A 24,174-nucleotide genomic window follows, 5' to 3' on the forward strand; every position below is an offset into this window, starting at 1 on the left:
CAGGTGTCTTGCAAGCTGCCGCTCACGCACACCATCTCTCCGGCGGCCGCGCACTCTCCAACTCCGCAGGAGGTTGCGGTCGGCACATACGCATCGTCGGCCACCCCGTTACAGTTCTGGTCGAGCCCGTCGCAGTCGTTATCCAGACCGGTCGGCGAGCCGGCCGCGCAGGTGTCTACAAGAGAACCGGCGGAACAAATCAATTGTCCGGTAGACATGCAGAGGCCCAAGCCGCAAGTTGTGGCAGTGGGCACGTACGCTTCATCTGGAGTTCCGTCGCAGTTGTCATCGGCGCCGTCGCAGTTGGAGTCATCGGCAAGCGGATTAATCGCGTCACACGCGTCGCCGATGCCGTTGGCGTTACAGTCGGCCTGATCCGGATTGTAGGCATTCGGACAATTATCGCATGCGTCACCCAAAGCGTCGCCGTCAGCGTCAGTCTGATCAGGATTCGGAGTCGCGAGGCAATTATCGAGGTCGCCGCAGACCCCGTCGCCGTCGACATCGTTCAATGGATCGGTGGGGCAGATGTCGCACGCATCGCCGAACCCGTCACTGTCAGCGTCGAGTTGGTCCGCGTTTGATTCCGTTGGACAATTATCGCAGGCGTCACCGAGGCCGTCGCCAACATAACCGCCTCCACCTGATACGTAATGGTGTTGAACCACTTCCGGCGCGAGTGGCCGGTCGTAGATCGCCACTTCGTCGATCAGGCCGATATACCCGAGGATCGGGCCGGTCTGATTTATCGCGCACCCAATTCCCATCGCGGATGAGTTGTCATCCCACCAGCCGGTCCATGGGTCGGAGGCCTGCGGCACGCCGTCGATATAGAACGCCATTCCGGAGCCTCCCCAAATACCGGCCAGATGGTGCCACTGACCGTCATCCACCCTGGAAAGCGATGTCAGCGTTCTGGTGGCGCTACCCGCCGAGTTTCTGATCCAGAAGAAGATCTTGCCCGCTTCCGCTGGAACGTCATACCCGCCATATATTCCAACGGCGAACGTTGAATTCAGTTGCTGCTTTCCAATAAGATATCCGTTTCGTACGGATGTGCTCGCGTAATTCGTGGTTGTCTTGAACCACAGCTCGATGGAACCGGTCGAAACCTCATAGGTGGAGCTGTCAGGAACCTGCACCCTGTTGGTCCCACCCGCAAAGCTCAGGGCAGAGCCGCTCCCGGCGGGCGTATCCGTGGTCCAAACCGCGCCATACAGCGTGCCGTCATTCATGCCGATCGAGTCGTCGGCGGTCGTGCCGCTGCCTTCTTCGAAAGTCCAATAGGAAGCCATGCCCTCCAGACTATCGATGTCCGCCTGATCCGGGTTCGCGACACCAGGACAGTTGTCGTAGCAATCGGCTATTCCGTCAGCATCGGTATCAAATCCGTTATCAACTTGTCCGTCGCAATCGTTGTCCAAGCCGTCGCAGATTTCGGCGGTCGGCGAGCCGGCTATGCACGTATCTTGCAATATGCCGGCTACGCAGACCATTTCGCCGGTGGCCGCACATTCGCCTATGCCGCATGAGGTGGTGGTTGGGACATAGGCGTCATCCGCTACGCCATCGCAGTCCTGATCCAGTCCGTCGCAATCGTCATCCAGTCCGGTCGGCAAGCCGGCCACGCAGGTGTCCTGCAGCGAGCCTCCGACGCAGATCATCTCGCCAGCGGCCGCACATTCTCCAACTCCACATGAGGTCGGCGTCGGTATGTACGCGTCGTCAGCAATGCCGTTGCAGTTCTGGTCTGACCCATCGCAGTCGTCATCGAGACCAGTGGGCGAGCCGGCCACGCAGGTATCCTGCAGTGAGCCGTTTAAGCAGGCCATTTCGCCTGCAGCCGCGCATTCTCCAACTCCGCACGAGGTCGGCGTCGGTGTATACGCATCGTCCGGCATTCCATTGCAGTTGTCATCGATTCCGTCGCAGTTGGAATCGTCCGCGAGCGGATTAATCGCGTCACACGCGTCGCCGAGGCCATTGGAGTTACAGTCGGCCTGGTCGGGATTGTAGGCTCCCGGGCAATTGTCGCAGACGTCGCCCCGACCGTCGGAATCGGAGTCAAGCTGGTTTGGGTTATTGACATCCGGGCAATTGTCGGCGTCGCCGCACAAGCCGTCGTGGTCGACGTCATTCAGCGGGTCGTTCGGACAGATATCGCACTCATCCCCCAGCCCATCGTCGTCCAGATCGGCCTGGGTGGGATTGATAGCATCGATGCAGTTGTCGCACGCATCGCCGGCGCCGTCTCCCATGAGGAACCTTACGACGCGATTTCTGCCGGAATCAGCAAGATAGACGTAATCATCGGGGTCAAGCGCTATGCCCTGCGGGTTAGAGAATGTTATCCCCGAACCGCTGTTCCATTTGGTAACGAATGCGCCATCCCGGGTAAACATCTGGATACGACCATTGGTGGTGTCCGCCACATACACGAAGCCGGCGGAGTCAACATCGACGTCATGTGGGTTGCGAAATTGACCGTCATTAGTCCCGTAGGAACCCCACTCTCTAATGAACGTGCCGCCGGTGGTCAGCTTCTGGATGCGATTATTGGCGGTGTCGGCTACATAGACAAAGCCGGCGCTCACTGCTATTCCACTTGGGTAATTAAACTGGCCCGGTCCGGTTCCGGGGCCGCCCCAAGTGTCCAAAAGGTTTCCAAGGGTATCAAACTTCAGTATCTGATACCGAGTCGAGACATAGACATGATCGCTCTTGTGATCAAAGGCGATGCCGTCGCTGTCCGGATCAACCGGCCACGCCGCCTCAACAGTGTCGGTCTTGGTCAGTTTTACAACCCGGTTATTGAAGGTATCGGTGACGTAGATGAATCCGTCGTCGCCGACGGCTACGTCGGTCGGATTATTGAAATATCCGTCGCCGGTGAACGTCTGCAAGAGGGAACCCGTCTTGGAATAGCGTCTTACCACATCATCGGCCGGGGTGGCCACGTAGACGTAGTCACCTATATCGATCCCGGCAGGGAAGGTAGTGCCGAACAGCGACACATAGACCGGCTCGGAGTCCAGTTGGTCGGGGTTCGAAACCGTCGCGCAATTATCGCAGGCGTCACCGACGGTATCGCTGTCCATGTCCGTCTGGTCCGCGTTGGCGGCGTCGGGACAGTTATCGCAGGTGTTTCCCACGCCGTCAGCGTCACTATCGACCTGGTCCGGATTCGGACGTGTCGGACAGTTGTCGCAGGCGTCGCCGACCGTATCCCCGTCGCCGTCCGCCTGGTCCGGATTGGAAACAGACACGCAGTTGTCACAGACGTCGCCCATTCCATCCAGGTCGCTATCGGCCTGGTCGATGTTGGGCACACCGGCGCAATTATCGCACGCATCGCCGAAATCGTCGCCATAGACTATGGTGAGTTTTGGCCGGAGCGAGAGAGTACCGTAGTTTGATGAACGGAACCAGGCATACTGGTTGTTTCCGTTATCCTCGTTCACCAGCTTGAATGAAACGAGGGAATCCGAGATGCCATAGGAGCCGGCGACAACGCTCGTCACATCGGCATACACCCACCGCGCGCCGCCGTCGTTGAGGATGGCAAGAGTCGCAACGTAACCGGTGGTATACCTGCCGGAAGGCGCCCCACCAGGCTGCAGAACGCTGCAATCGCTGCAGGGCGTCTCGTCATCCCAATGGTCATCCGACTCGGGCACGACATAGGCAGTGGTCGGCTGAGAATCATACGGCCCCGTGCCCCCGTCAAAATTGTACAGGGCAAGCGTGGCTTTCTTAATTGTCACCCCCTCCGGAAGCTGAGATATGTCGAACTTGACGAAAGACCAGTGCTCATAGTCTTCGTTATAGCCATTGTTGCGAGAAAGCAGAGCGTCATCGTTATACTTCGCGTCCGCATGGTCCTTACTGCACGTCGCCCCGCATCCCGCGGCGTAATAGCGGGCGTCATCGACCACCTCCGTTCCCGCATCCTGCAAGATGAGCGCAATTTCGCCATCGGTATTGAGCTGATCGGCGTTCGCGGTAGCCGGGCAGTTGTCGCAGATGTCTCCCACGCCGTCCGCGTCCGCGTCGGCCTGATCCGCGTTCACATCATACCGGCAGTTGTCGCACGCGTTGCCTACGGTGTCTCCATCGGTATCCGTTTGATCGGCATTCGGTACCGATGGGCAATTATCGCACGCGTCACCCACGGCGTCGGCGTCTGTATCCAGTTGATCCGCGTTCGCCTCTGCCGGGCAATTGTCGCAGGCGTCGCCGATACCATCGGCGTCAATATCCGACTGGTCCGTATTGAAAACAGTCACGCAGTTATCAGTTGCGTTACCGATCCCGTCGCCGTCGTCGTCCAGTGAACAATAGGGATGGCCGGTGCAGTCGGCGGTGTCCTGGCAGTCCACGAGCCCATCGCCGTCATTGTCGACGCCGTCGTAACAGAGTTCCATTGCGCCGGTGCAGACCGGATAGGTCGCGCAATCAGGATCATCGCAGTCCACCAGTCCGTCACCGTCATTGTCGTGCAGATCGCCGCAGTAGGTTTCAGAGGGTTCGCTGCAGATGGGCTCACTCAGACAGCCCGGATCGTCGCAGTCGATCAAGCCGTTACCGTTATCATCAATAAGGTTCCAGCAGTCGCTCTCCTCGCACACGTCGCCGACACCGTCGGCGTCGCTATCAAGCTGGTCGGGATTGCTCACCTGCGGGCAATTGTCGCAAAGGTCGCCCAGCCCGTCGAAATCGGCGTCCGCCTGATCGGGGTTCGGCGTGGCCGGGCAGTTGTCCACGTCGCCGCACACAGTGTCGGCGTCCGCGTCATTCAGCGCATCGTTCGGGCAGATATCGCATGCGTCGCCCATGCCGTCGGCGTCGGAATCGGTCTGATTGCCGGCGCAGGCGCCGCTGGCGTCCGATGAGCAGGCTTCATCAACAAATATCTCGATCCAGGAGTCCTGTCCGCCCATATCCCAGCGATACCCGAAAGCTTCGATCTGGAAGTAATAGCCGCCGGCATTGCGAGCGGGCGGCCACGCGACGGTGCGGCGGCACCATGTCCTGCCGTCCTGCCCGGTCATTGTCTCATCGCAGGCCATCGTGAGAGAAGGATACGCGCCCGATGGACAATCACCGCTGACAATGTCGCAGTACTCATGAACGACCTCGACGCTGTCGCAACCCATCGCGTCGCACATGTGCACCGTAACGATTTCATGGAAGCGATTGTCCCATGGCGTATTGTCGGCGTTCATCCAGAAGGTGACGTATTGCGGCTGTTCGGCGAGCACCTCGAATGTCGCGATCGAGTTCTGGCACGTGGCGTAATCGCTTGTGCAATAACCGCCGTTGTCGCCGTATGCATACAGCCGAATCGAAGAAGGACCGGTGAGATAGCGGGTATAATCCGGCTCGCCGACCGATTGCGTGTTTGGCTGGCCCGCCGCGCAGTCGTAGCAGTCATTCCAGCCGCCGGTCTGCGTGCTCGAATGATAGAAGTCAGTGAACACGCCGTTCGGTGTGTTCGGGCAGTTGTCGCAGGCGTCGCCGACGCCATCACCGTCGACATCTGATTGATTCGCATTGGGTGTGGCGGCGCAGTTGTCGCAGATATCGCCGACCATATCAAGGTCGGTGTCCGTCTGATCGGCGCCGGAAACGTATGGACAGTTGTCTGAGACGTCGATAATGCCGTCGCCGTCGGTATCTATCGCGGCGCCCACGCATTCAACATCGGTCGTGTAGCCGCGGCAAACGCTCCAGCAGGAGCCTGCGTCGGGCTGATAGCAGGCGATCGGATCGCACTGCCCGGTAAGCATGAATTCGTTCTCGCAGTTCCGGGGCATGCACATCCACATCGTGTCGTTCCAGATGCACTCATCGGGATATGAATAACAGTTCGCGCTGTCGAGCGACCCGCAATCGATTGCCCACGTGCAGTAATCTCCCTGCCACGCGCACTCGGGATCGGCCTGGCATTCACTTTGCATCCGATAATCATAACAGCCCGTCTCATAGCATTCGCCGGATTCGGCGCCTGTGAACGAGCAGTTTGCATGGTCCATGCACTCGTAATAGTCGCTTCCCAGAGCATAGCAATCGAAGGTGTTGCACATTCCGCCGTTCCACTCGCAGCGGCTGTCCTGCTCGCAGCTTGCCTGATCGTAGTATGCCGTGCAATTGAACGGCTCGCAGTTGTTGCTTCCCCAATTCCAGTCGCACGCCGCGTCTACTTCGCAGAGATATTCGGTCGCGTACTGCCAGCAATCGGTCGCGCGACATCCATAGTTCCAGCCGCAGTCCGGCGGGATGGTCTCGCAGGCGTCGCCGCAGGCGGGGTTCGCGGCGTAAGGAGGCGCCGGACAACTGGCGTTGGTGTCGAGTTGGTCCGGGTTCGGCTCGAACCAGCAGTTGTCGCATACGTCGCCAACATCGTCCATATCGGCGTCAGCCTGATTGGAATTGGCATGATTCGGACAATTGTCGACACTGTCGCTGATGCCGTCGCCGTCGGCGTCGGTGACCAGCGTTTCACAGACATTGTTATTACAATAGTTCGAGCAGCACTCTTCGTTGGTGGAGCACGTCATGCCGTCGGCGAGGCAGGTTGCTCCGGTACATTCCGCTTCGGTGGTATGGCCGTAACAGACGCTGTTACAGGCGCCCGGCTCAACCAGTTCGCATTCAGGAGACGGACAGACGCCGGTGATGTCGTATTCGGATTGGCAGCCTCCCTCGCTACAGTACATTGCCGTCGTGTTCCAGATGCAATTCGTATCTGAATCACATTCGAATTGAGAGGCATGGGAATAGCATGGGACCGAGGGATTGCACCAGCGGCCATCCCATACGCAACCGAGGGGACTGGCAAGGCAGTCGGCTTCATTATAGTTGAGCACGCACTGAGGAACGTTGCAGAAGCCGTCTTCCCTGGATTCGAACTCGCACAGCGCGTGCGCTTGGCACGCCGCCTGATCGTGTTCGTACCCGTAGCAGTTGACGGTCTCGCACATTTCGTTTCGCCACTGGCAGTTTGCGCCGGGCGCGCTTTCGCAACTGAATTGGTCGGTGTGCTCCCAGCACCGGTATTCGTAACACTCGCCCATCATGGAATCCCACGAGCAGCCGGGATCATTCTCGCACCCGATCTGGTCGCCGTAGTACATCCCGAAGCAATCTTTCTGCCGGCAACCCCAGTACCAGTCGCAGTCGGAGGCCGGCGCGCCCTCACAGGCGTCGCCGCACGCGGGGTCGGAACTGTATGGTGGGGCTGGACAGTTCGAGTTAGAATCGGCCTGAGAGGGATTGGGTGTTGTCCGGCAGTTGTCGCAGGCGTCGCCGACGCCATCGCCGTCCCCGTCCACCTGCGTCGGGTTCGCGACATCCGGACAGTTGTCGGTCGCGTTCGTCGCGCCATCGCCGTCCGAATCGAGCGCGCAGTAAGGATGGCCGGCGCAATCAGGGTAATCGTCGCAATCAATAAAGCTGTCGCTGTCGTTATCCACTCCGTCGTAGCAAAGCTCCATCGAACCTGCGCACACAGGGTATGAATAGCAGTCGGGATCGCCACAGTCCGTCAGGCCATCGCGGTCGTTGTCGTTCATATCGCCGCAGGATATTTCAGGAGATTCACTGCAGAGGGGGCCGATCCAGCAATCGGAGTCGCCGCAGTCGACCTGCCCGTCGCCATCATCATCCACCAGATTCGAGCAATCGGTTTCGGCGGAAGGGGCGCCGCCTGTGCAGGCGCTTTCCGTACCGTACGTCGAGCAGACACTGACGCAATTCATGCCGTCCCACGAGCATTCGGGATGGGAATTGCATTCCGCTTCGTACATGAACGTCGGACAGGTAAACGTCCACGTGCAAACCATGCCGTCCCACGAACAGAGCGAATTCGCGCTGCATTGTTCCTGAGTCGGGTAATCCTCGCACGGCTTCTCCCAGCACGACCCTTCGGCGCTCGGCCTGAATGCGCAGTTCGCGTGCTGCGAACAGGCTATCTGGTCGGTTCCCAAGCCCTCGCACGGAAACGGGCCGCAGTAGGAGCCGTACCACTGGCACCTGCTATCGGAATCGCACGACATCTGGTCGTAATACATCGAGCAGGCGTCCTGATTCATGCACATCATATACATGTAGTCCCAATAGCACATGGAATTACTGTTGCAACTCATCTCGTCGTAGAAAGACGAACAGTTGATCTGCTCGCACCCGTAACGCCATTCGCAGGGATTGGCGCCTGCGCCTCCCTCGCACGCGTCGCCGCAGAGCGGATCGGAAGAATAGGGCGGGGGAGGACAGTTCGAGTTCGAATCCAACTGGTCCACGTTGGCGACATACCAGCAGTTATCACAGTCATTTCCAACGCAATCGGCATCGGCGTCGGCCTGATCGGGATTCCCGTAAGACATGCAGCTATCGCACAGATCACCGATTCCGTCGGTGTCCGTATCCTCCTGCGCAGGATTGGAAACTTCGGGACAATTATCCGATGCATCCGGTACCCCGTCGCCGTCGCCATCCACGGCACCACCCATCTGAACCAGTTCGACATCATCGATCAGAATATGGACCGGGTCCGGCTCTCCGCAGGAGCCCGCATATGCGAGCTGGAATATGAGTTCCATATATCGCCCTACGAACGGGGTCAGATCGAATTCATGACGCTGCCAATCCCATGAGCCGCCCTCTGCGGAAAACACTGTGGTATCGTTGACAACGCCGCCGTTTGTGTAATCCCTCAGGAGCACCTGGAATGTGAAGGGAGCACCATAGATTGACTTTGTCCAAAAAGCCAATTTGTCGATGTTGGAGGGAACGATAAACCGCTGTCTGATCCGCGCATCATTGCAGGTAATGGGCAGATAGAGCTCGGCCGCGTAAGTGCCTGAATGGGGAGGACCTGAAAGCTGCGCATACCCGGCTCCGCTTTCGTATGACGACCATTGCTCCAGCGTTCCCGTCTCGAAGTCGCCATTGTGGATTCTGGGTGCAATCTCGTTGCAACTCTTAACGGAAACTTCATCTATGTAGAGGTCCCGGCTGAAAAACTCGGAGCACGTGCCGAAATTCGAAAATTCAATAGTAATCTCAACATCATGACCGGTCAGATAATCGATATACCATTTCTTCTGCACCCAGCCTTCAGACTGAACAATGTAAAAATCCTGGTGCAGATACACAACATCTTCCACAAAATCGCCCCAGCCGGAGAAATCGACCAGGTTGCTGTAGTCCTTCAGAGACACCGTTATCGCAACAGAACTCGTATCACTCTGCTCTTTTCGCATCCAGAACGAAAACTCCGCATTATCGGGAATAATCAGACGCTGCCTCAGGGTCACGCTTTCGCAATACTTGTCGAAGTGCAGTCGCGCGGCATAGCTCCCGCCTTTGACAATGCCGGAGTCGACGCTCGCGCTTGCATTCGCCGAAGCGTCGACACTCCACCCCGTCAAATCACCGCTTTCGAACCCTCCGTTCACGGTAAATTCGTCCGCCTGACCAGTCGCCGGAAAAAGCGCCAGACCGGCCAAAACTGCCAGCACCAACAAAGCCCCGCTCATCCGCACAGAATGTGCCCTCTTCATTGAAGGTGTCCTTTCAGAAAAAGCTGTATGGAGTCCAAAAAAGGAAAAGGCGCGGTTTGAAATGCCGCGCCACAAGTTCCGAAATTATTTAACAGCCTGCTGCTGAAGAACCTTGATATTGGCCGACGGGCGAAAGATAATCGGAAGGAGAAGAAAGATCCCGCCCCTTGCCGGAATCCGCCCTTCGCTGATAAAATACGATAAGCTGCCAGAGGACACCTGTCCCTTCTGGATAAGCGCGGGCCGCCGACTCCATTCTTTGCCGGGATGAGTCGGCTGCCCTTCCTATTCTTCAGGTCAATTAATCATGCGATCATTTTAAATGAAACTGATTCGCCCTTCCCTTTTATCTCGCCCTTCAAGACAGGGAAACGACGAGACGTGTAACCGGTTGAGGATTAGGATATTATGGCAGGGAAAACGGAAAGTCCCATTGCCACGCCCGTGCCAGGCGCGGTAATCTTAGCATGCGATTCTCTGGAAGTCAATAGTCTCGGAGGAAAAAATGAGACTAAGGAAAGGCCAAGATCAAATCTATAAACTTCGGGGTACTCTCAAAAGAGAGCATCTCAAGAGATGACGGTCTCGATTACCCGTCGCTCTTCTTGATAGGCGAAAATTGTCGTCAGGCGTCCGTCCGATGCTCTAAACTTTGCGAATATCTTAGAGCATCGGCCAGGGTGTATTTTCCGAGAACGGAACTGAGAGAATCTTTCCCTTCTTTCAGGAACTTGTGAAACGGACAGGTGTCGCTCTTCTTGCAGCTTTCGGGCGCGATGACACACTTGCCCATGTTGATCGGCCCTTCGATCGCCTCAATCGCTTCGAGTACCGTTATCTCGTTCGACGGCCGCGCAAGTGAAAACCCTCCGCTGCTGCCCCTCACCGAATTCACAATGCCCGCCTTCGCCAAATGCTGGAATATTTTTGAAAAAAAATACTCTGGCATTTCTTCGGCTTCCGCTATTTCGGCCGCCACCACGAGTCGCCCCAACGGCTGTCCCGCAAGGTACAACAGCCCTCGCAACCCGTAATCCGCTCCGCTGGTTAGTTGCATTCCTCCCCTCGCCACCCCTCTTCTCTCTCCACAAGATTTAAGGTGAATAAATATCCAGTCGGTTATTCTTACCACAATATCCTGAAAATGTCAATAAAATCCTGCTGCTGATCAACGAGAGAAGCCGGATTTTCTTTCCGCATTCGGAAAAAATTTCTCGGTCGAACCGGAATAGTTTTCCAGCTTCCCCGATTCGACATGACTATCTGAATCGCGTGAGCAGGCCATTTGCGTATCAATATCAAGAAAATAAGCCGCAGCTTTACTCCCTTGCCTTTGGCACATGCCTTGCTCAAAAAAAACCAAATTCAACTGAAAAGTGGCGACCCGAAAGGAGAAACCTCTACAACCGTGCTTCGCGGCATCTACACAGCGGCATCGGGAATGATCGCGCAAGGCCGGAGGGTGGATGTCATCTCCAACAACCTCGCCAACGTCGGCACTACCGGATTCAAACGCAGCCAGCCGGCCATTCGCGGTTTCCATCAAATATTTTCCCGCGAGATCATGCGCTATCCCCCCGCGCGCGGCATAGATAATGTTGACGGCGGAGGGGCTGCGGTTAACGCCACAATAGAGGATTTCTCACAAGGTCCGACAATTGAAAGCGGGAACCCTCTTGACCTCGCGCTCGAAGGCCCGGGCTTCTTCGTCGTTCGGACGCCTTTGGGTGATCGCTACAGCCGGGCCGGAAATTTCTCTCTGAATTCTCTGGGACACCTGGTCACGCGCGAAGGCTATCCCGTGCTCGGGCGCGAGGGACCCATCATAATTCACGGAGAAACCGTTCGAATCTCGGCTAATGGGGATGTACTCGTAAACGATGTCCCCGCCGAGACCATCCTGGTAGTCGATTTCCCGAAGCCGTATCCTCTTACCCCGTACGGCGACTCACTATTCGGCGCAACCGAGGCCGGCGCAACCGCTTCTTTTGTCGTGCCGGACCCGCGCGTCCGGGTGGGCGCGCTCGAGGGTTCCAATGTGAATCCCATTGCCGAACTGGTCTCTCTTATGAGTGCGGCCCGAAGCTATGAGAGCAGCCAGAGGGCGGTGCAGGCGCTTGATGAATCTCTTGATGCGGCCGTTAACCGCATAGCGCGCGTATAGTACAAAAAACACGGAGGACACGATGCAGCGATCCTTATTCACCGGCGCCACTGGCATGAAAGGGCAGCAGACGAGCCTGGACGTGCTGGCGAATAATCTCGCAAACGTCAACACAACGGCTTTCAAGCGGAGCCGCGTCGATTTCCAGGATCTGCTCTACCAGACGATTCGTGCACCGGGCGCAGTCTCTTCTCAGGGATTCGAGATACCTTCCGGCATTCAGCTTGGAAACGGCGTCGGCGTATCCTCGATAACGAAAATCTTCCAGCAGGGATCGTTCATCGCCTCATCCAATTCACTCGATGTCGCTATCGAGGGCGACGGCTTCTTCGAGATCACGCTACCTGACGGCTCGATCGCCTACACCCGCGACGGCTCGTTCAAAATGAATCGCGACGGCGTCATGGTCACGTCCGACGGGTATCCGCTCGAGCCGGAAATCTCGATTCCCGACGACGCCATCGCGATCACCATCGGCAGCGACGGCACGGTCTCGGCGACCCTGTCCGACAGCAGCATCGACGAGCTCGGACAAATCGAACTCGCTCGCTTTATCAATCCTGCCGGCTTGCTGAGCCACGGCAGGAATCTGTATCTGGAAACCGAAGCATCCGGCGACCCGATCCTGAGCGTTCCCGGTGAGGAAGGCGCCGGCACTCTGCGGCAGGGATTCCTCGAAGGATCGAATGTTTCCGTCGTCGACGAGATTGTCCAGATGATCATCACCCAGCGCGCCTTCGAAGTCAATTCGTCAGTCATACGCACATCCGACGAAATGCTGCAAACCGCCAATAATATGAGGACCTGATGGTGAACAAACAAGTCGCGCGGCCCTTGCTCTTCTGCCTGATCTTGCTGCTAATGCTGCTGCCTGTTTCCCAGGTTAATGCGGTTCAAATTGAGATAAAAAAAGAAGCGAGTATCAGAGGAGATATTGTGCGCTTGCACGATCTGGCGGCCATCAGCAATCCGTTTTCCGAAACAGAGCTGAAAAAGCTCGAATCAACCATCATCTGCGCCGCGCCTCCTCCGGCTGAAACTCAGATTGTCCATATTTCCGACATTGCCTCCGCACTCTATAGAGCGGGAATCCCCTTGACGGATATCGAGATGTCCGGGGCGCGGGAGACCCTTGTGAAGCGGGATTTCGAGCTGCTGGCGCCCGAGCAATTCCTGGAGGCTTTTCGCGCACATGTCGAGCATAAAACCGGCTGGGATCGCGGCAGCTTCTCTATTCAGGCACCCAAAAACTTGAGTTCCCTCGTTGTTCCTGTCGGGGTGCGCGAACTTGTCGTCGTCACGGCGCCAAACGAGTCGTTTTCCGGCAGCGTAAGCGCCGAATTCGACATCCTCATCAATGGAGAATTGTTTCGAAAAGTGGTTCACCGCTTTGTTGTCGAACAGTATGTGAAGGCTCTTGTGACGACCGCAAAGCTGCGACGGGGAGAGCCTGCCGAACAGGGGAACTACAAAATGAGCGATATCGAACGATCGCGCCTATCCGGCCGGCCCGTCACCGATATCAAACAACTTGAAGGAAAAACTGCGCTGCGCGCTATTAATCCGGAAACTCCGCTATGCATGGAGTTCTTTACAGAACCACCTGTTTTCACGCGGGGCGAAACGGCATCCTTGGTCTGGGGCGGAAACGGCTTCAACATCGTTACCAAGGGCCGCGTGCTTGACGCCGGTCGCGTTAACGACATAATCCGCGTTCGGCTGCCGTCGAAGAAAGTGGTAAGAGCTCGGGTGACCGATTCCGGCGTCTTGGAAGTGGCGTATTAAGACGCCCTGACACAGGAGAAAACCAGATGAGTTTCATTTCACGCCGCAGAAGATATCCCATACTACTCACTTTTGAAATCTTGAATTCATGTCGTCTTTTTTTGCAGATGTCACAGCTTAAGGCTGATTACCTTAAAGGATTGCAGAACCGGTTATTTAGTACCTCGTCAATCCAAAATCCAAAATCCAAAATCCAAAACCCCTTGCGGCTCCGCCGCGCTGTGTTCCTGCCGCTCTTCCTTCTGTTTTGTTTCTCATCTCCCGCTCGCGCCGATTCTATCTGGAGAGCGCCCGGCGCGGAAACGCATTCGTTCTATTCCACTTCCAGGAGCGAATACAGGATCGGCGACATCATCACCATCCTCATCGTGGAAGCGGTTGACGCCAGAAACAGCACGCTCACCGATACCGAGAAAGAGACGGAACTGGACTTCGGCATCGACGGATTCAGCGATATCCTTGGGTTCACCGAGCTCTTTGGGCAGCCTTTTTCGGCCGATCCGCGGTTCGGGGTTGATGCCTCCAATGAATTCGAGAGCGGCGGCTCGTCTGTAAGGGCCTCAGCACTCAGGGGAACTATTTCAGGACAAGTGGTCGAAATTCTGCCAAACGGAAATCTGCGGGTGGAAGCGAGTCAGAACATGGTGATAAACGATGAGAAAAACTGGATTATCGTCGTTGGAACGGTCAGACCCCAGGACATCTCACCGCAGAACACAGTGTTCTCCACACAAATTGCAAATGCTGAAATCCAGTGCAAGGGCTACGGCCCGCTGAGCACCGTCCAAAAGCGCGGCGTGATCACGGAGGCCCTCGAATTCATATGGCCATTCTAAAAAAAATCATGGACAAAGCCCGATTTCGAACACGCGCAAATCCTGTCTCCCGGAATCTCCAAAAATGGAGCTTGTCGCTATTCCTGGCCTTAGCGGTCGCGGCGCCGGCGCTCGCGCAGCAGATCGCGCGGGTGAAGGACGTTGCCTATGTCCGCGGAGTGCGCAGCAACCAACTCGTCGGGTACGGACTCGTGGCCGGTTTGAATGGAACCGGTGACGGACGCCGCGTCCCCTTCACCCGGCAAATGCTGGCAAACATGGTGAATCAGTTCGGTGTCACGTTCGATTCCGTTCAGTTGCGCGCGGAGAACGTGGCCGCAGTCATGGTCACGGCCGAACTTCCCCCCTACGCAAAGGAAGGCGCGAAATTAGACGCCACCGTCTCTGCAATCGGCGACGCCGAAAGCCTGCAAGGCGGCACCCTGCTGCTGACGGCTCTGCGAGCAGGAAATAATGAGGTTTACGCGGTGGCGCAGGGCCCTGTCTCGGTGGGAACGCCAAGTACGGGCCGCAGAATGCGGGGAGCACATCTCACAACAGGACTGGCGGTTCAGGGCGCTATCGTCGAAAAGGAGGTCCCTTCCACAATTGTCGGCGAAACCGACACGCTTACCATTTGCCTTCGCCGCGCTGATTTCACCACCGCAATGCGGACGGCGGATGCGATCAACCTTCATTTTCATCAAAAAGTAGCCGAAGCCGTTGACGGAGGTTCAATCGCGGTAAAGATACCCCAGAGTTACACCGGCGACACCATCGGTTTTATCAGTGAAATGGAGCTGGCGCCAGTCGAGCCCGATACCCTCGCCAAAGTCGTTATCAACGAACGCACCGGCACCATAGTAGTCGGAAAGGACGCCGTCATCACGCCCGTGGCTGTCTCGCATGGAGATATCCGAATATTTGTCGGCGGGCGGGACGAGGCCGCCGCTCTCCCCGATGAACTGCATGTCCTGGAGCTTTATGGCGCAAAAGTGGGGGAGGTCGCAAGCGCATTGAATGCCATCGGCGTTCGACCTGAGGATCTTGTCGCGATTTTCGAGGCGATCGATCGCGCCGGCGCCCTTCAGGCAACCCTGGAATTTATGTAACAGAATGCGAGCACTATTGAAGTGTCCAACGGCTGCAATCTAAGCAATGGGGACTGTCCCTCTGTCCCGGGGCGAAGAGGATCGGCTCTATTTTTGGATTTCACAGCGACGGCGATTATGCAAAATAAATTCGCGCCTGATCGCTGAGCGCAGCGAAGTCCCGCGCCTCGCGGGATAGAATGGTGTTTGTCCCCAAAGCAAGCAAAAACTAAAAGGCCCGCATGAATCAGCTTGATATCGTTCAAAGTTCGGAACGACATTTCGGTGTTGGACAAACTCAGCAAAAACTCCAGCAGCTCAGTTCTCCCACCGCGGACTCCAATCCGGAGAAAGTGCGGGCAGCCGCCCGCGAGATGGCGACCTATTTCCTCCATATGTTGATCCGCGAAATGCGGAAATCGATCCCAAAAAATTCAGTCCTCTACGGCGGAAAAACAGAAGAGCTGTTTCAGGATTTTCTGGATGAGGAACTTGCCACAGGGATGGTGCGCTCAAGTCAGCTCGGATTGGCCGACTCGATTTACCAAAGTCTGCAAACCTTGCTAAAGCAAACGCCGCAGGATGCCGATATCTAAGAAAGAGGATAAAGCTTATGGAACAAATCGCTGAGCGTCTTGCCGCAATTCTCGAAACACAAATTGAGAATTACCATACGTTGAAGCGCCTGGCGCTGGATAAGCGTAAAGCTTTGTCGGCAAACGACTTAAAAGCTTTGCCCTTGATCACCGTCGATATCCAGGATATCGCCGCCGCCAATTATCGGCTGGAAGAGGAACGTAAATCTGTCGCAGAGCAGCTCGCGCGCGAATTGGGTTTCTCAAAGGCGAATGTCACGCTCGGGCAAATCGCGGAGCGCCTGACGGGGCCCCTCAGCGAGCGTCTCCACTCACTGCGCTCTAAAGCAATCGCGGCTATTCACGATACGCAGAGACAGAATAGGATAAACGTCGAATTGCTGAAATACTGCTCGAATTTGATGGACTCGGTTCTGAAAAACCTGGTTGAGCCCGAATCGAATCGCGACGTCTACGGGCGCACCGGAGTGAAAAAATCGGCCGCAACGGCGGCCGCACTTTTCGATCATCACATCTGATCCGGCCACGGGAGGACGATCATGACCCTCTTTTCTATGCTTTCGCTGGGAGGAAGCGCTCTCCAGACACAGCAGATTCTGATGGATGTGGCCGGACAAAACGTCGCGAATGCCGCCACGCCCGGTTACTCGCGCCAGCGCGCCGAGCTCCTGCGATACCCCGAATATCGGTACGGCAACGTTCTGCTGGGACACGGCGCATATGTCGGAACGATTTCACGGGTCCGTGAAAGCCTCATCGATGACCGGTTTCGCAAGGAGAATTCCGTGCTGGGCGAGTATGCCATCCGCATGGATTTTCTGATGCAGACCGAGGATATTCTGGGCGAGCCCTCCGATTCTGGAATTGCAAACGGGATATCCACTTTATTCGACAACTTCCAGGAACTGTCCAACAATCCTGAGGACCCGGCCGTGCGAACCACGGTCAGCAGTTCCGCCGTCACCCTCGCTGATTCCATCCGCTCGACACACGAGATGCTTGTCAACCAGAGCGTCTCCATGAGCGGCTTCATCAATAGCAGCGTCCAGGAAATCAACCGGCTCGCCCAGCAGATCAGCGAGCTCAATCGCAGCATCAGCACCCTCGAGGCGGGGTCGGCACAGGCCAATTCCTCGCGCGATATGCGCGACCAGCTCCTGAACCAGCTATCCTCAATTGCATCGGTCGACATCCGCAACAACGCCAATGGCACCGTCAGCGTTTATCTGGATGGATACGGCATCGTCCAGGATTACAACTACAATCCCGTCGGGCTGCGCCTGAATCCCGGCACGGCCTCTGCGGGAGATTATTACGAGATCATCGCCTTGAACGGCGGAAACCGCCCGCTCGAAATCAGGAGCGGCAGCCTCAAAGGTTACCTCGACATGCGCGACGGCGAAGTGATGAATCAGATGATGTCCGACCTCGACACGCTCGCGCTCTCCCTTATTGAAGAAGTGAACCGAATCCACAGCCAGGGCGTCGGCCTCACGCGCTACACCTCGACCACCTCCGATTTCGCCGTCACCGATCCCGATGCGACGCTTGATTCCGCTGGCTTGCCCTTTACGCCGATCGACGGATCGTTTTATCTCGCCGTCTATGATACCGACGGGCAACTGCTCGAGCAGCATGAGATCACCGTCGACGCCGATACCGATTCGTTGAACTCGATCGCGGCCCAAATCAACACTGCCTTTGCAGCCGACGGGCGACTCACCGCAACCGTTACGCCCGATAACCAGCTCGTTCTGGAAACGACGACGGCCGGCGACACGTTCACGTTCGTCAGCGACGATACCCAGGCCGGCGACACGAGCGATTTCCTGCTCGCGATGGGCCTAAATACCTTTTTCACCTTCGATCCCGAGGCCGGCGCCGCCGCCTCGATCGCCGTCTCCGATAGAATCCTGGCCGATCCCAACCTTATCGCAGCCGCACGGTCCCCGAGTCCCGGCGACAACAGCAATGCGCTCGCTCTCGCCCAGCTACGGGATCAGCCGGTTATCGGTGCGGGAGCCTCCTTGACTATCGAAGGGTTTTTCCAGGAAACACTCGCTTACCTCGGCTCGGAAACGCGCCAGGCAATTGACAAGCACGATGTCGTTTTAGGAGTTGTGAGCGGTATCGCAAACCTGCGCGACTCGATCTCGGGCGTCTCTCTCGATGAGGAAGCCATAAATATCATGGTCGCCCAGCAGGCATATGAGGCGTCGGCCCAGTTTGTCGGCGCCGTCAACGACATGTTGCAGGTGCTGCTCACTGAGCTGAATGCCTGAAAAAGCCATCGTGAAGGGTAACGAATAATGGTCACGCGAATTTCGAATCCGGTTATCGTGAACACGGCTCTGCAAAACGTGCAGAACTCGCTCCGCCAACTCCAGCACACGCAGGAAACGCTCGCCACCGGGCTGGTGATCCGGCGCCCTTCGGACAATCCTCTCGGGACCGCCGTCGTCATGCGCTTAAGGGCGGAAATCAACGAGATAGACAGGTTCATATCCAATATCGATTTTGTGGAATCGTTCGTGACGGCGACCGAGGGCTCGCTCGGTATCCTGAACGATATCCTGCTGGACCTGCGCGAGATAACCGTGACCGAGGCAAACGATACCAGCAATCCTGAGTCACGGGCGGCTGCCGCCGAGCAGGTAAACGCCCTCATCGAGCAACTGCTGCAGACCGTGAATTCCGATTTCGGCGGCCGCTATCTGTTCGCCGGGCATGATACCAAGACCATTCCATTCACGCGTACCGATACCGGCTCGGCTTATCACGGCGACAGCGGGCTGATGTACGTGGAAATCGGCCCGGGCAACGTGGTGCCGATCAATATCCCCGGCAATCAGGCCTTCGCGACCAGGATCGGGGAAGTCATCGGCGATCCCGTGCTCGAGCCCGATTTAAGCGCGGGCCCCGTATATGATACTCCGCTGGCGTTGCTCAATGACGGCGCCGGGGTCCAAGCAGGCTCGATCGTGATCACCGACGGCACAGGCGCTTCCGCCACAATCGACCTGAGCTCAGCCGTCACGATCGGCGATGTTATCAATGCCATAAATGCGGCGCCTGTCGATGTGACCGCGAGCATTAATGCTGACGGGAACGGCCTGTTTATCGACGATAACACGGTCGATCCAACTCTCCCTTTGATCATCGCCGAGGATCCGGCCGCGTCGCCGGCCACGACGACTGCGGCAGACCTGGGTATTCTTGGCAGTTCGGTCGGCTCGCTTATGGGATCAAACCTCGATCCGGTCGCTGAATTGGACACGCCCGTTTTCCTCCTCAACGAGGGCGCCGGCATCAACCTCGGCACGATCCGTATTACCAATGACACGCAAACGGCCTCCGTCGACCTGAGCTCCGCACTAACGGTCGGCGACGTCATCGACGCGATCAATAACGCCGGAGTCGATGTTCAGGCATCGCTCGATTCCACCGGTAACCGCCTGATCATAAACTCGCTCATCGGCGATACGCCCATCGTCATTGTCAGCGAACTCGGCGGCACTACGGCCGAAGACCTCGGCATCTTTGCGCCCGGACTTATCGAAGTCGCGGAAGCCGTGCGGCAAGCCTTGCTGAATAACGACCCAGAGCGACTAACCGAACTCATTGCAAACGTCGATGACGCAACTTCGCGGATTACCTCGGCTCGCGCTAAATCCGGACAGAATCTGGTGCAGACCGATTTTGCGCGATCGCGCCTTCTCGATCTGCAGCTTAACTTTCACGAGCTTCGCTCGAACACCGAGGAAGCGGACCTCACGGAATTTGCAACAAAACTGGTGAATCAGGAGGTCATCTATCAGGCTGCCCTCTCTACCACTGTTCACGTGCTTCAGCCCACTCTGTTCAGTTTCCTCAGATAATGCAGCCGACCCTGAGAGAGCAATGTTTTTTTGACATGAAGAGGGAAGGCGCTGAACCTTCCGCCAATATGGACAATGAAGTGGGAGAATTATGAAGATATCAAGTAAAGCGTTGGGTGAGATCGAGGTGGCTGAACAGCAGTGCTTCGAGATGCCGGCAGGGATGATTGGATTTCCGCGGTTGCGGCGCTACGCCCTGGTGCCGTTTCCCGACAGCGACGTGCCCTTCTTCTGGTGGCAGTCGCTCGAGGACGCCTCTCTTTGTTTCGTCTTGATCGACCCGGGCCTCGTATTCTCCGATTACCAGGTGAGCGTGTCCGCGGAAGAGCTGGCGGAAATAGAGTTGAGCGAGCCGGCGAGCGCAACGGTATTGGCGGTCGTTACCATTCCGGAGAATCCCCGCGACATGACGGTGAACCTGATGGGCCCCCTCGTGATAAATCGGGCCGCCGGCAAAGCCGCGCAACTCGTACTGACGGATTCCCGCTTCACCACAAAACACCGTATCCTGCCGGCGGAGGCCTCCGACCATGCTTGTGCTCACTCGCAAAGTGAATGAGAGCATCGTTATCGGGGATTCCATCGAGGTCTTCGTTGTCGCCATCGAAGGCGATCAGGTAAAACTCGGAATCAATGCCCCCCGCGAGATAACCATTCACCGGCGCGAGGTGTATGAGCAGATAAAACGCGCAAACGAAGAAGCCGTCCGCACTGCCCCGCTCGATATCGCAAAAGTCCGCCGCGTGCTGCCCCCGCTCAAGAAATAGGCGCATTCTCGGAACATCGATTGTCTCGGATTCCCGATTCCTGTACAATATCAAAAACGAATTTCATTAGAGGAGCGTTCTATGGGCGGATATGGGGGCACGCGACTTCCACTGCTGCCCGAACACCGGCTGCTCATCACATTAGGCGGGATTGTCGCCGTTTTGCTTACCGGTGTCGCCGGCTATATGCTGATTGAAGGTTGGTCCTTTCTTGATGCTTTATTCATGACAGTCACCACGGTTGCTACGGTCGGCTACAGGGAAGTGAGGCCGCTTTCTCTGCCCGGCAGATGGTTCACCATGGGGCTGATTATTGCCGGAGTCGGCTTTGTCTTTTACAGCCTGGGCATCGTCGTCGAGATGATGATCGAGGGCGGCCTGAGGGAAATCCTGGGGAGGCGTCGAGTGGAAAGGGAAATCAGAACCCTGAAAGACCATTACATTGTCTGCGGGTACGGCAGGATGGGGACCGTAGTTGCCGGCGAATTGCTGAAGCGAAAGTTGCCATTTATCGTTATCGATGCAGATGCGGCGGTTGTACAGAGCGCGCTCGAACGCGGAATCCTTGCTATTCAGGGAAATGCCGGAGACGAAGAAACCCTGCGCCGGGCAAATATAGAGCAGGCCCGGGGACTGGTGGCCGTCGCCGCTTCCGATGCGGAAAATCTGTTTATCACGATTACGGCTAAAAGCCTCAATAGCAAACTCCTTATCACTTCTCGCGCAGAAACAAAAGGAACCGAGCAGAAGATGGTTCGGGTCGGCGCCGATAAGGTTGTCTCTCCGTACCTGATCGGTGCATACAGGCTTGTCAGCGCGCTCCTGCAGCCGGCTGTAGCGCGATTCATCGAACTCAGTTCGCTCGAGCGAGAGATGGACGTCCGCCTCGAGGAAATCGGCGTGAGCGAAAAGTCCAGCCTCGACGGAAAATTCCTGAAGGATACCCCTATCCGCAGTCAACTCGGTATTATCATCATTGGGATCGAAAAGAAAGACGGCAAAATGATTTTCAACCCGCCGCCCGACCACATGATCAAAGGCGGTGACAAACTGATTACGATTGGAACTTCCGAGCAGACTGAGAGATTGATAAAGATGGCTACCTGAAATCCGGAACCAACACCCGTGTTCGAGTCATCCAAAATCAAGCTGTTCCTATCATTCTTCGAGATTCGAAAATTGGTCCCGTCAGCGCCTTGTAAGGCATAAATATGAATCCAGCCGCCGCCCCGACATTCTGGAATCCCCTGCTCGACATGGTTGTTCTGCTCGCCGCCGCCTTGTTCCTCGGACTCCTCTTCGAACGCTTCAAGCAGAGCGCTATCCTGGGCTATCTTGCCGCGGGCGCAGCGCTTGGGCCGGGGGGGCTTAACCTGATCAGCAGCCGCGAAATGGTCTCGGCGATGGCTGAATTGGGAGTGGCGCTGCTTCTGTTTACCATCGGCCTCGAATTTTCCCTAAGTCGACTCAGGCGCCTCGGAGCAATCGCCGTGGGCGGCGGCAGTCTGCAAATAGCCCTCACTGCGGCAATCGTAGCAGCAGGCGGATGGGCATTCGGTCTGAGTCCTGCCGTAGCCATCGCCCTTGGCTTGATGGTCGCACCAAGCAGCACCGCGTGTGTCTTGCGGGTCTTGAGCGAGCGGGCCGAGATCGAAAGCATTCACGGACGCAATGCCCTCGGGATTCTTCTGCTTCAGGACATCGCCGTCGTTCCGCTGGTGCTGCTGATGACTATGCTGGGGGGAGAGGGCACGCCGCTTCAAGCGGTAACAGGATTGGGTCGTTCCATTCTGCTCGTCGTTCTCTTTGTCGGGGTCTTTTACCTCCTGAGCAATTACGTCCTGCCCAGACTCTTCGACATAACCATTGTCTCTAAGAACCGGGAGTTGCCGATTCTTCTGGCGGCAGTTACGGTCCTTGGGTCCACCTGGGCGGCGCATGCACTGCAACTCTCTCCGGCGCTTGGAGCCTTCATAGCGGGATTCCTTCTCGCCGGTACCCCCTTCGCCACACAAACTCGCGCCGATGTCGGCGCGCTGCGAACCCTGTTCGTGACCCTGTTTTTCGCCTCCATCGGAATGCTGGCCGACATGCACTTTGTTTTACGCCAATGGCCTTTGGTGGCGGTGGCAGTGACGCTGATTGTTACAGGCAAGGCTCTCATCATTTGGCCGATTGCGCTCCTGTTCAGAAACAGCAACCGCTACGCAGTGGCGACGGCTTTGTCGCTGGCCCAGGTGGGGGAATTCTCCTTTCTCCTCGCGCAGGTGGCGCAAAATAGGGGAGTGCTCGACGAGAACTTCTTCCGGCTCTTCGTGACGGCGACGGTGGCAACCTTATTTTTGACCCCGTACATGGTTGCCTCAGCTCCGCGGGTGGGGGAATGGGTCGATCAAAGGATCAGGCGAAAAAAAGTGCGTGCACGGGAACCGATCGCTCCCGAGGGAGGCCTCTTCAACCACATCATTGTGATCGGTTACGGGCCGGCAGGCAGGCACGTCGTTGAGACGCTGCGCGCAACCGACTTCCATGTGCTGGTGATCGAAATGAATCCGCGCACCGTGGCCGCAATGCGCCGCGATAAAATCGATGCCCATGTCGGCGACGCCTCGCAGGCCGAAGTCCTCGAACATGCACAGGTCTCTACGGCCCAGGCGGTGGTGGTTACCGTTCCAGATCATAGAATTGCATTACAGGTGATTCGACAAGCCCGCGCGCTCTCGCCCAAAGCTCTTGTCTTCGCACGGGCTCGGTATCATATCTTTGCGGGAGATTTGGTTTCCGCCGGCGCGCATGTCGTCGTCGATGAGGAGCAGGAAGTGGGAAACTCGCTCAGTCTCGAGGTGCTCAAGCAAACCCGGCAGGTGCGGTAACCTTCGCCTGGCGGAATCAGTGCATCCCGCCGCCGGCCACGGCGCCCCATAGCGCAAGCGCGCCGACTACCAAGAGCGCGCCCGCCCAGATCAGATCAAAATTCACCCAGCTTCGCCTGAGGAACATTAATCCGAGCCTCGTGTACACGATCCAGGCTATGAAGCCCATCACAACCAGCATTGCGAGGGTATGCACGACGATTGCGAGCATCAACAACATGCCGGACGAGGCGCTTACATGATGCGTGCCGGAATGTGAGCCGTCGAGCAGGCCGACCAATATCGGCGCAATCATCAAGCCGGCTCCGTGCGCAAACGCCATCAGAAACGACCAGAGGAATAAATCATGAAGCTTGACGCGCATGCCCACCCATTTCGGATGCCGGTAATAAGTGATGAGCTTGTACACTCCGAATCCAAGCAGCGTCACGGCCGTCAACAGCCGGAGCGACTGCAGCGATATCATGCTGCCGATGCCTGCGACTAGTACCGCGACCAGCGCAATCGAGGTCGCGTGACCGGCCGAGATCGGCACAAGCGAAACCCATATCGCGCGCCCGCTCTTCTGTTGAAGCCCGAGCGATAATGCGAAGAGCCACCCCATCCCGGGATTGAGACCGTGATAGACGCCGAAACCGACAA

At 56.9% G+C, this 24,174-nt stretch carries 16 protein-coding genes and 9 pseudogenes; 13 read left to right on the top strand and 12 right to left on the bottom strand.

The features are described 5' to 3' along the window. The 11 genes and pseudogenes from C4520_00920 to C4520_00970 all read right to left on the bottom strand — a co-directional run. A partial coding sequence (locus tag C4520_00920; protein ID RJP26186.1) for a hypothetical protein occupies positions 1-767 on the bottom strand: 767 nt, incomplete at its 3' end. A 1,494-nt stretch (positions 768-2,261) separates the two neighbouring features. Beyond that, a pseudogene (locus C4520_00925) lies at positions 2,262-2,402 on the bottom strand (6-bladed beta-propeller). Positions 2,403-2,540: 138 nt separating this feature from the next. Further along, positions 2,541-2,903, bottom strand: a pseudogene (locus tag C4520_00930) (6-bladed beta-propeller). 120 nt (positions 2,904-3,023) lie between these two features. Beyond that, positions 3,024-3,290: pseudogene (locus tag C4520_00935) on the bottom strand (hypothetical protein). A 729-nt stretch (positions 3,291-4,019) separates the two neighbouring features. Beyond that, positions 4,020-4,424, bottom strand: a pseudogene (locus C4520_00940) (hypothetical protein). A 198-nt stretch (positions 4,425-4,622) separates the two neighbouring features. Further along, positions 4,623-5,225: pseudogene (locus tag C4520_00945) on the bottom strand (hypothetical protein). A gap of 267 nt (positions 5,226-5,492) precedes the next feature. After that, positions 5,493-6,086: pseudogene (locus tag C4520_00950) on the bottom strand (hypothetical protein). Between the two features lie 291 nt (positions 6,087-6,377). After that, positions 6,378-6,560: pseudogene (locus C4520_00955) on the bottom strand (thrombospondin). 687 nt (positions 6,561-7,247) lie between these two features. Then, positions 7,248-7,844, bottom strand: a pseudogene (locus tag C4520_00960) (hypothetical protein). Between the two features lie 474 nt (positions 7,845-8,318). Further along, positions 8,319-9,263 (bottom strand): annotated as a pseudogene (locus tag C4520_00965) (hypothetical protein). A gap of 925 nt (positions 9,264-10,188) precedes the next feature. Next, positions 10,189-10,620, bottom strand: coding sequence for an Rrf2 family transcriptional regulator (locus C4520_00970; GenBank protein ID RJP26162.1), 432 nt, complete (start codon positions 10,618-10,620; stop codon positions 10,189-10,191). A 276-nt stretch (positions 10,621-10,896) separates the two neighbouring features. Between C4520_00970 and C4520_00975 the strand changes: the two genes are divergently transcribed. From C4520_00975 to C4520_01035, 13 genes are all read left to right on the top strand, one after another. After that, positions 10,897-11,727: a flagellar hook-basal body protein gene (locus C4520_00975; protein RJP26163.1), complete on the top strand. Its 831-nt coding sequence runs from the start codon at positions 10,897-10,899 to the stop codon at positions 11,725-11,727. 22 nt (positions 11,728-11,749) lie between these two features. Then, entirely contained in the window at positions 11,750-12,535 is a 786-nt protein-coding gene (flgG, locus tag C4520_00980; GenBank protein RJP26164.1) for a flagellar basal-body rod protein FlgG, read from the top strand. Next, positions 12,535-13,512 carry a flagella basal body P-ring formation protein FlgA gene (flgA, locus tag C4520_00985; protein RJP26165.1) on the top strand — a complete coding sequence of 326 codons (978 nt, stop codon included), beginning with the start codon at positions 12,535-12,537 and terminating at the stop codon, positions 13,510-13,512. The genes flgG and flgA overlap by 1 nt, the downstream gene beginning before the upstream one ends. 26 nt (positions 13,513-13,538) lie before the next feature. Next, positions 13,539-14,348: a flagellar basal body L-ring protein FlgH gene (locus C4520_00990; protein RJP26166.1), complete on the top strand. Its 810-nt coding sequence runs from the start codon at positions 13,539-13,541 to the stop codon at positions 14,346-14,348. Further along, positions 14,336-15,439 (top strand): flagellar basal body P-ring protein FlgI, encoded by a 1,104-nt coding sequence (locus tag C4520_00995; protein ID RJP26167.1) that lies wholly within the window; start codon positions 14,336-14,338, stop codon positions 15,437-15,439. Before C4520_00990 ends, C4520_00995 begins: the two co-directional genes overlap by 13 nt. A gap of 221 nt (positions 15,440-15,660) precedes the next feature. Continuing rightward, entirely contained in the window at positions 15,661-16,014 is a 354-nt protein-coding gene (locus C4520_01000) for a hypothetical protein (GenBank protein ID RJP26168.1), read from the top strand. Between the two features lie 17 nt (positions 16,015-16,031). Then, positions 16,032-16,532: a flagellar protein FlgN gene (locus C4520_01005; GenBank protein ID RJP26169.1), complete on the top strand. Its 501-nt coding sequence runs from the start codon at positions 16,032-16,034 to the stop codon at positions 16,530-16,532. 21 nt (positions 16,533-16,553) lie between these two features. Continuing rightward, entirely contained in the window at positions 16,554-18,296 is a 1,743-nt protein-coding gene (flgK, locus tag C4520_01010) for a flagellar hook-associated protein FlgK (protein ID RJP26170.1), read from the top strand. 27 nt (positions 18,297-18,323) lie between these two features. Further along, positions 18,324-19,892 (top strand): flagellar hook-associated protein 3, encoded by a 1,569-nt coding sequence (gene flgL / locus C4520_01015; GenBank protein ID RJP26171.1) that lies wholly within the window; start codon positions 18,324-18,326, stop codon positions 19,890-19,892. A 91-nt stretch (positions 19,893-19,983) separates the two neighbouring features. Further along, positions 19,984-20,451: a flagellar assembly protein FliW gene (locus tag C4520_01020; protein RJP26187.1), complete on the top strand. Its 468-nt coding sequence runs from the start codon at positions 19,984-19,986 to the stop codon at positions 20,449-20,451. After that, entirely contained in the window at positions 20,423-20,659 is a 237-nt protein-coding gene (gene csrA, locus C4520_01025) for a carbon storage regulator (protein ID RJP26172.1), read from the top strand. Before C4520_01020 ends, csrA begins: the two co-directional genes overlap by 29 nt. A gap of 81 nt (positions 20,660-20,740) precedes the next feature. Then, positions 20,741-21,766: a potassium channel protein gene (locus tag C4520_01030; protein RJP26173.1), complete on the top strand. Its 1,026-nt coding sequence runs from the start codon at positions 20,741-20,743 to the stop codon at positions 21,764-21,766. 104 nt (positions 21,767-21,870) lie between these two features. Beyond that, complete coding sequence (locus tag C4520_01035) at positions 21,871-23,532, top strand: sodium:proton exchanger (protein ID RJP26174.1); 1,662 nt, start codon at positions 21,871-21,873, stop codon at positions 23,530-23,532. A gap of 16 nt (positions 23,533-23,548) precedes the next feature. Here C4520_01035 and C4520_01040 read toward each other — a convergent pair whose 3' ends face one another. Continuing rightward, positions 23,549-24,136, bottom strand: a complete 588-nt coding sequence (locus tag C4520_01040) for a hypothetical protein (protein RJP26188.1) — start codon at positions 24,134-24,136, stop codon at positions 23,549-23,551. Positions 24,137-24,174: the final 38 nt, after the last annotated feature.

This window comes from Candidatus Abyssobacteria bacterium SURF_5 (assembly GCA_003598085.1).
GTDB lineage: Bacteria > Abyssobacteria > SURF-5 > SURF-5 > SURF-5 > SURF-5.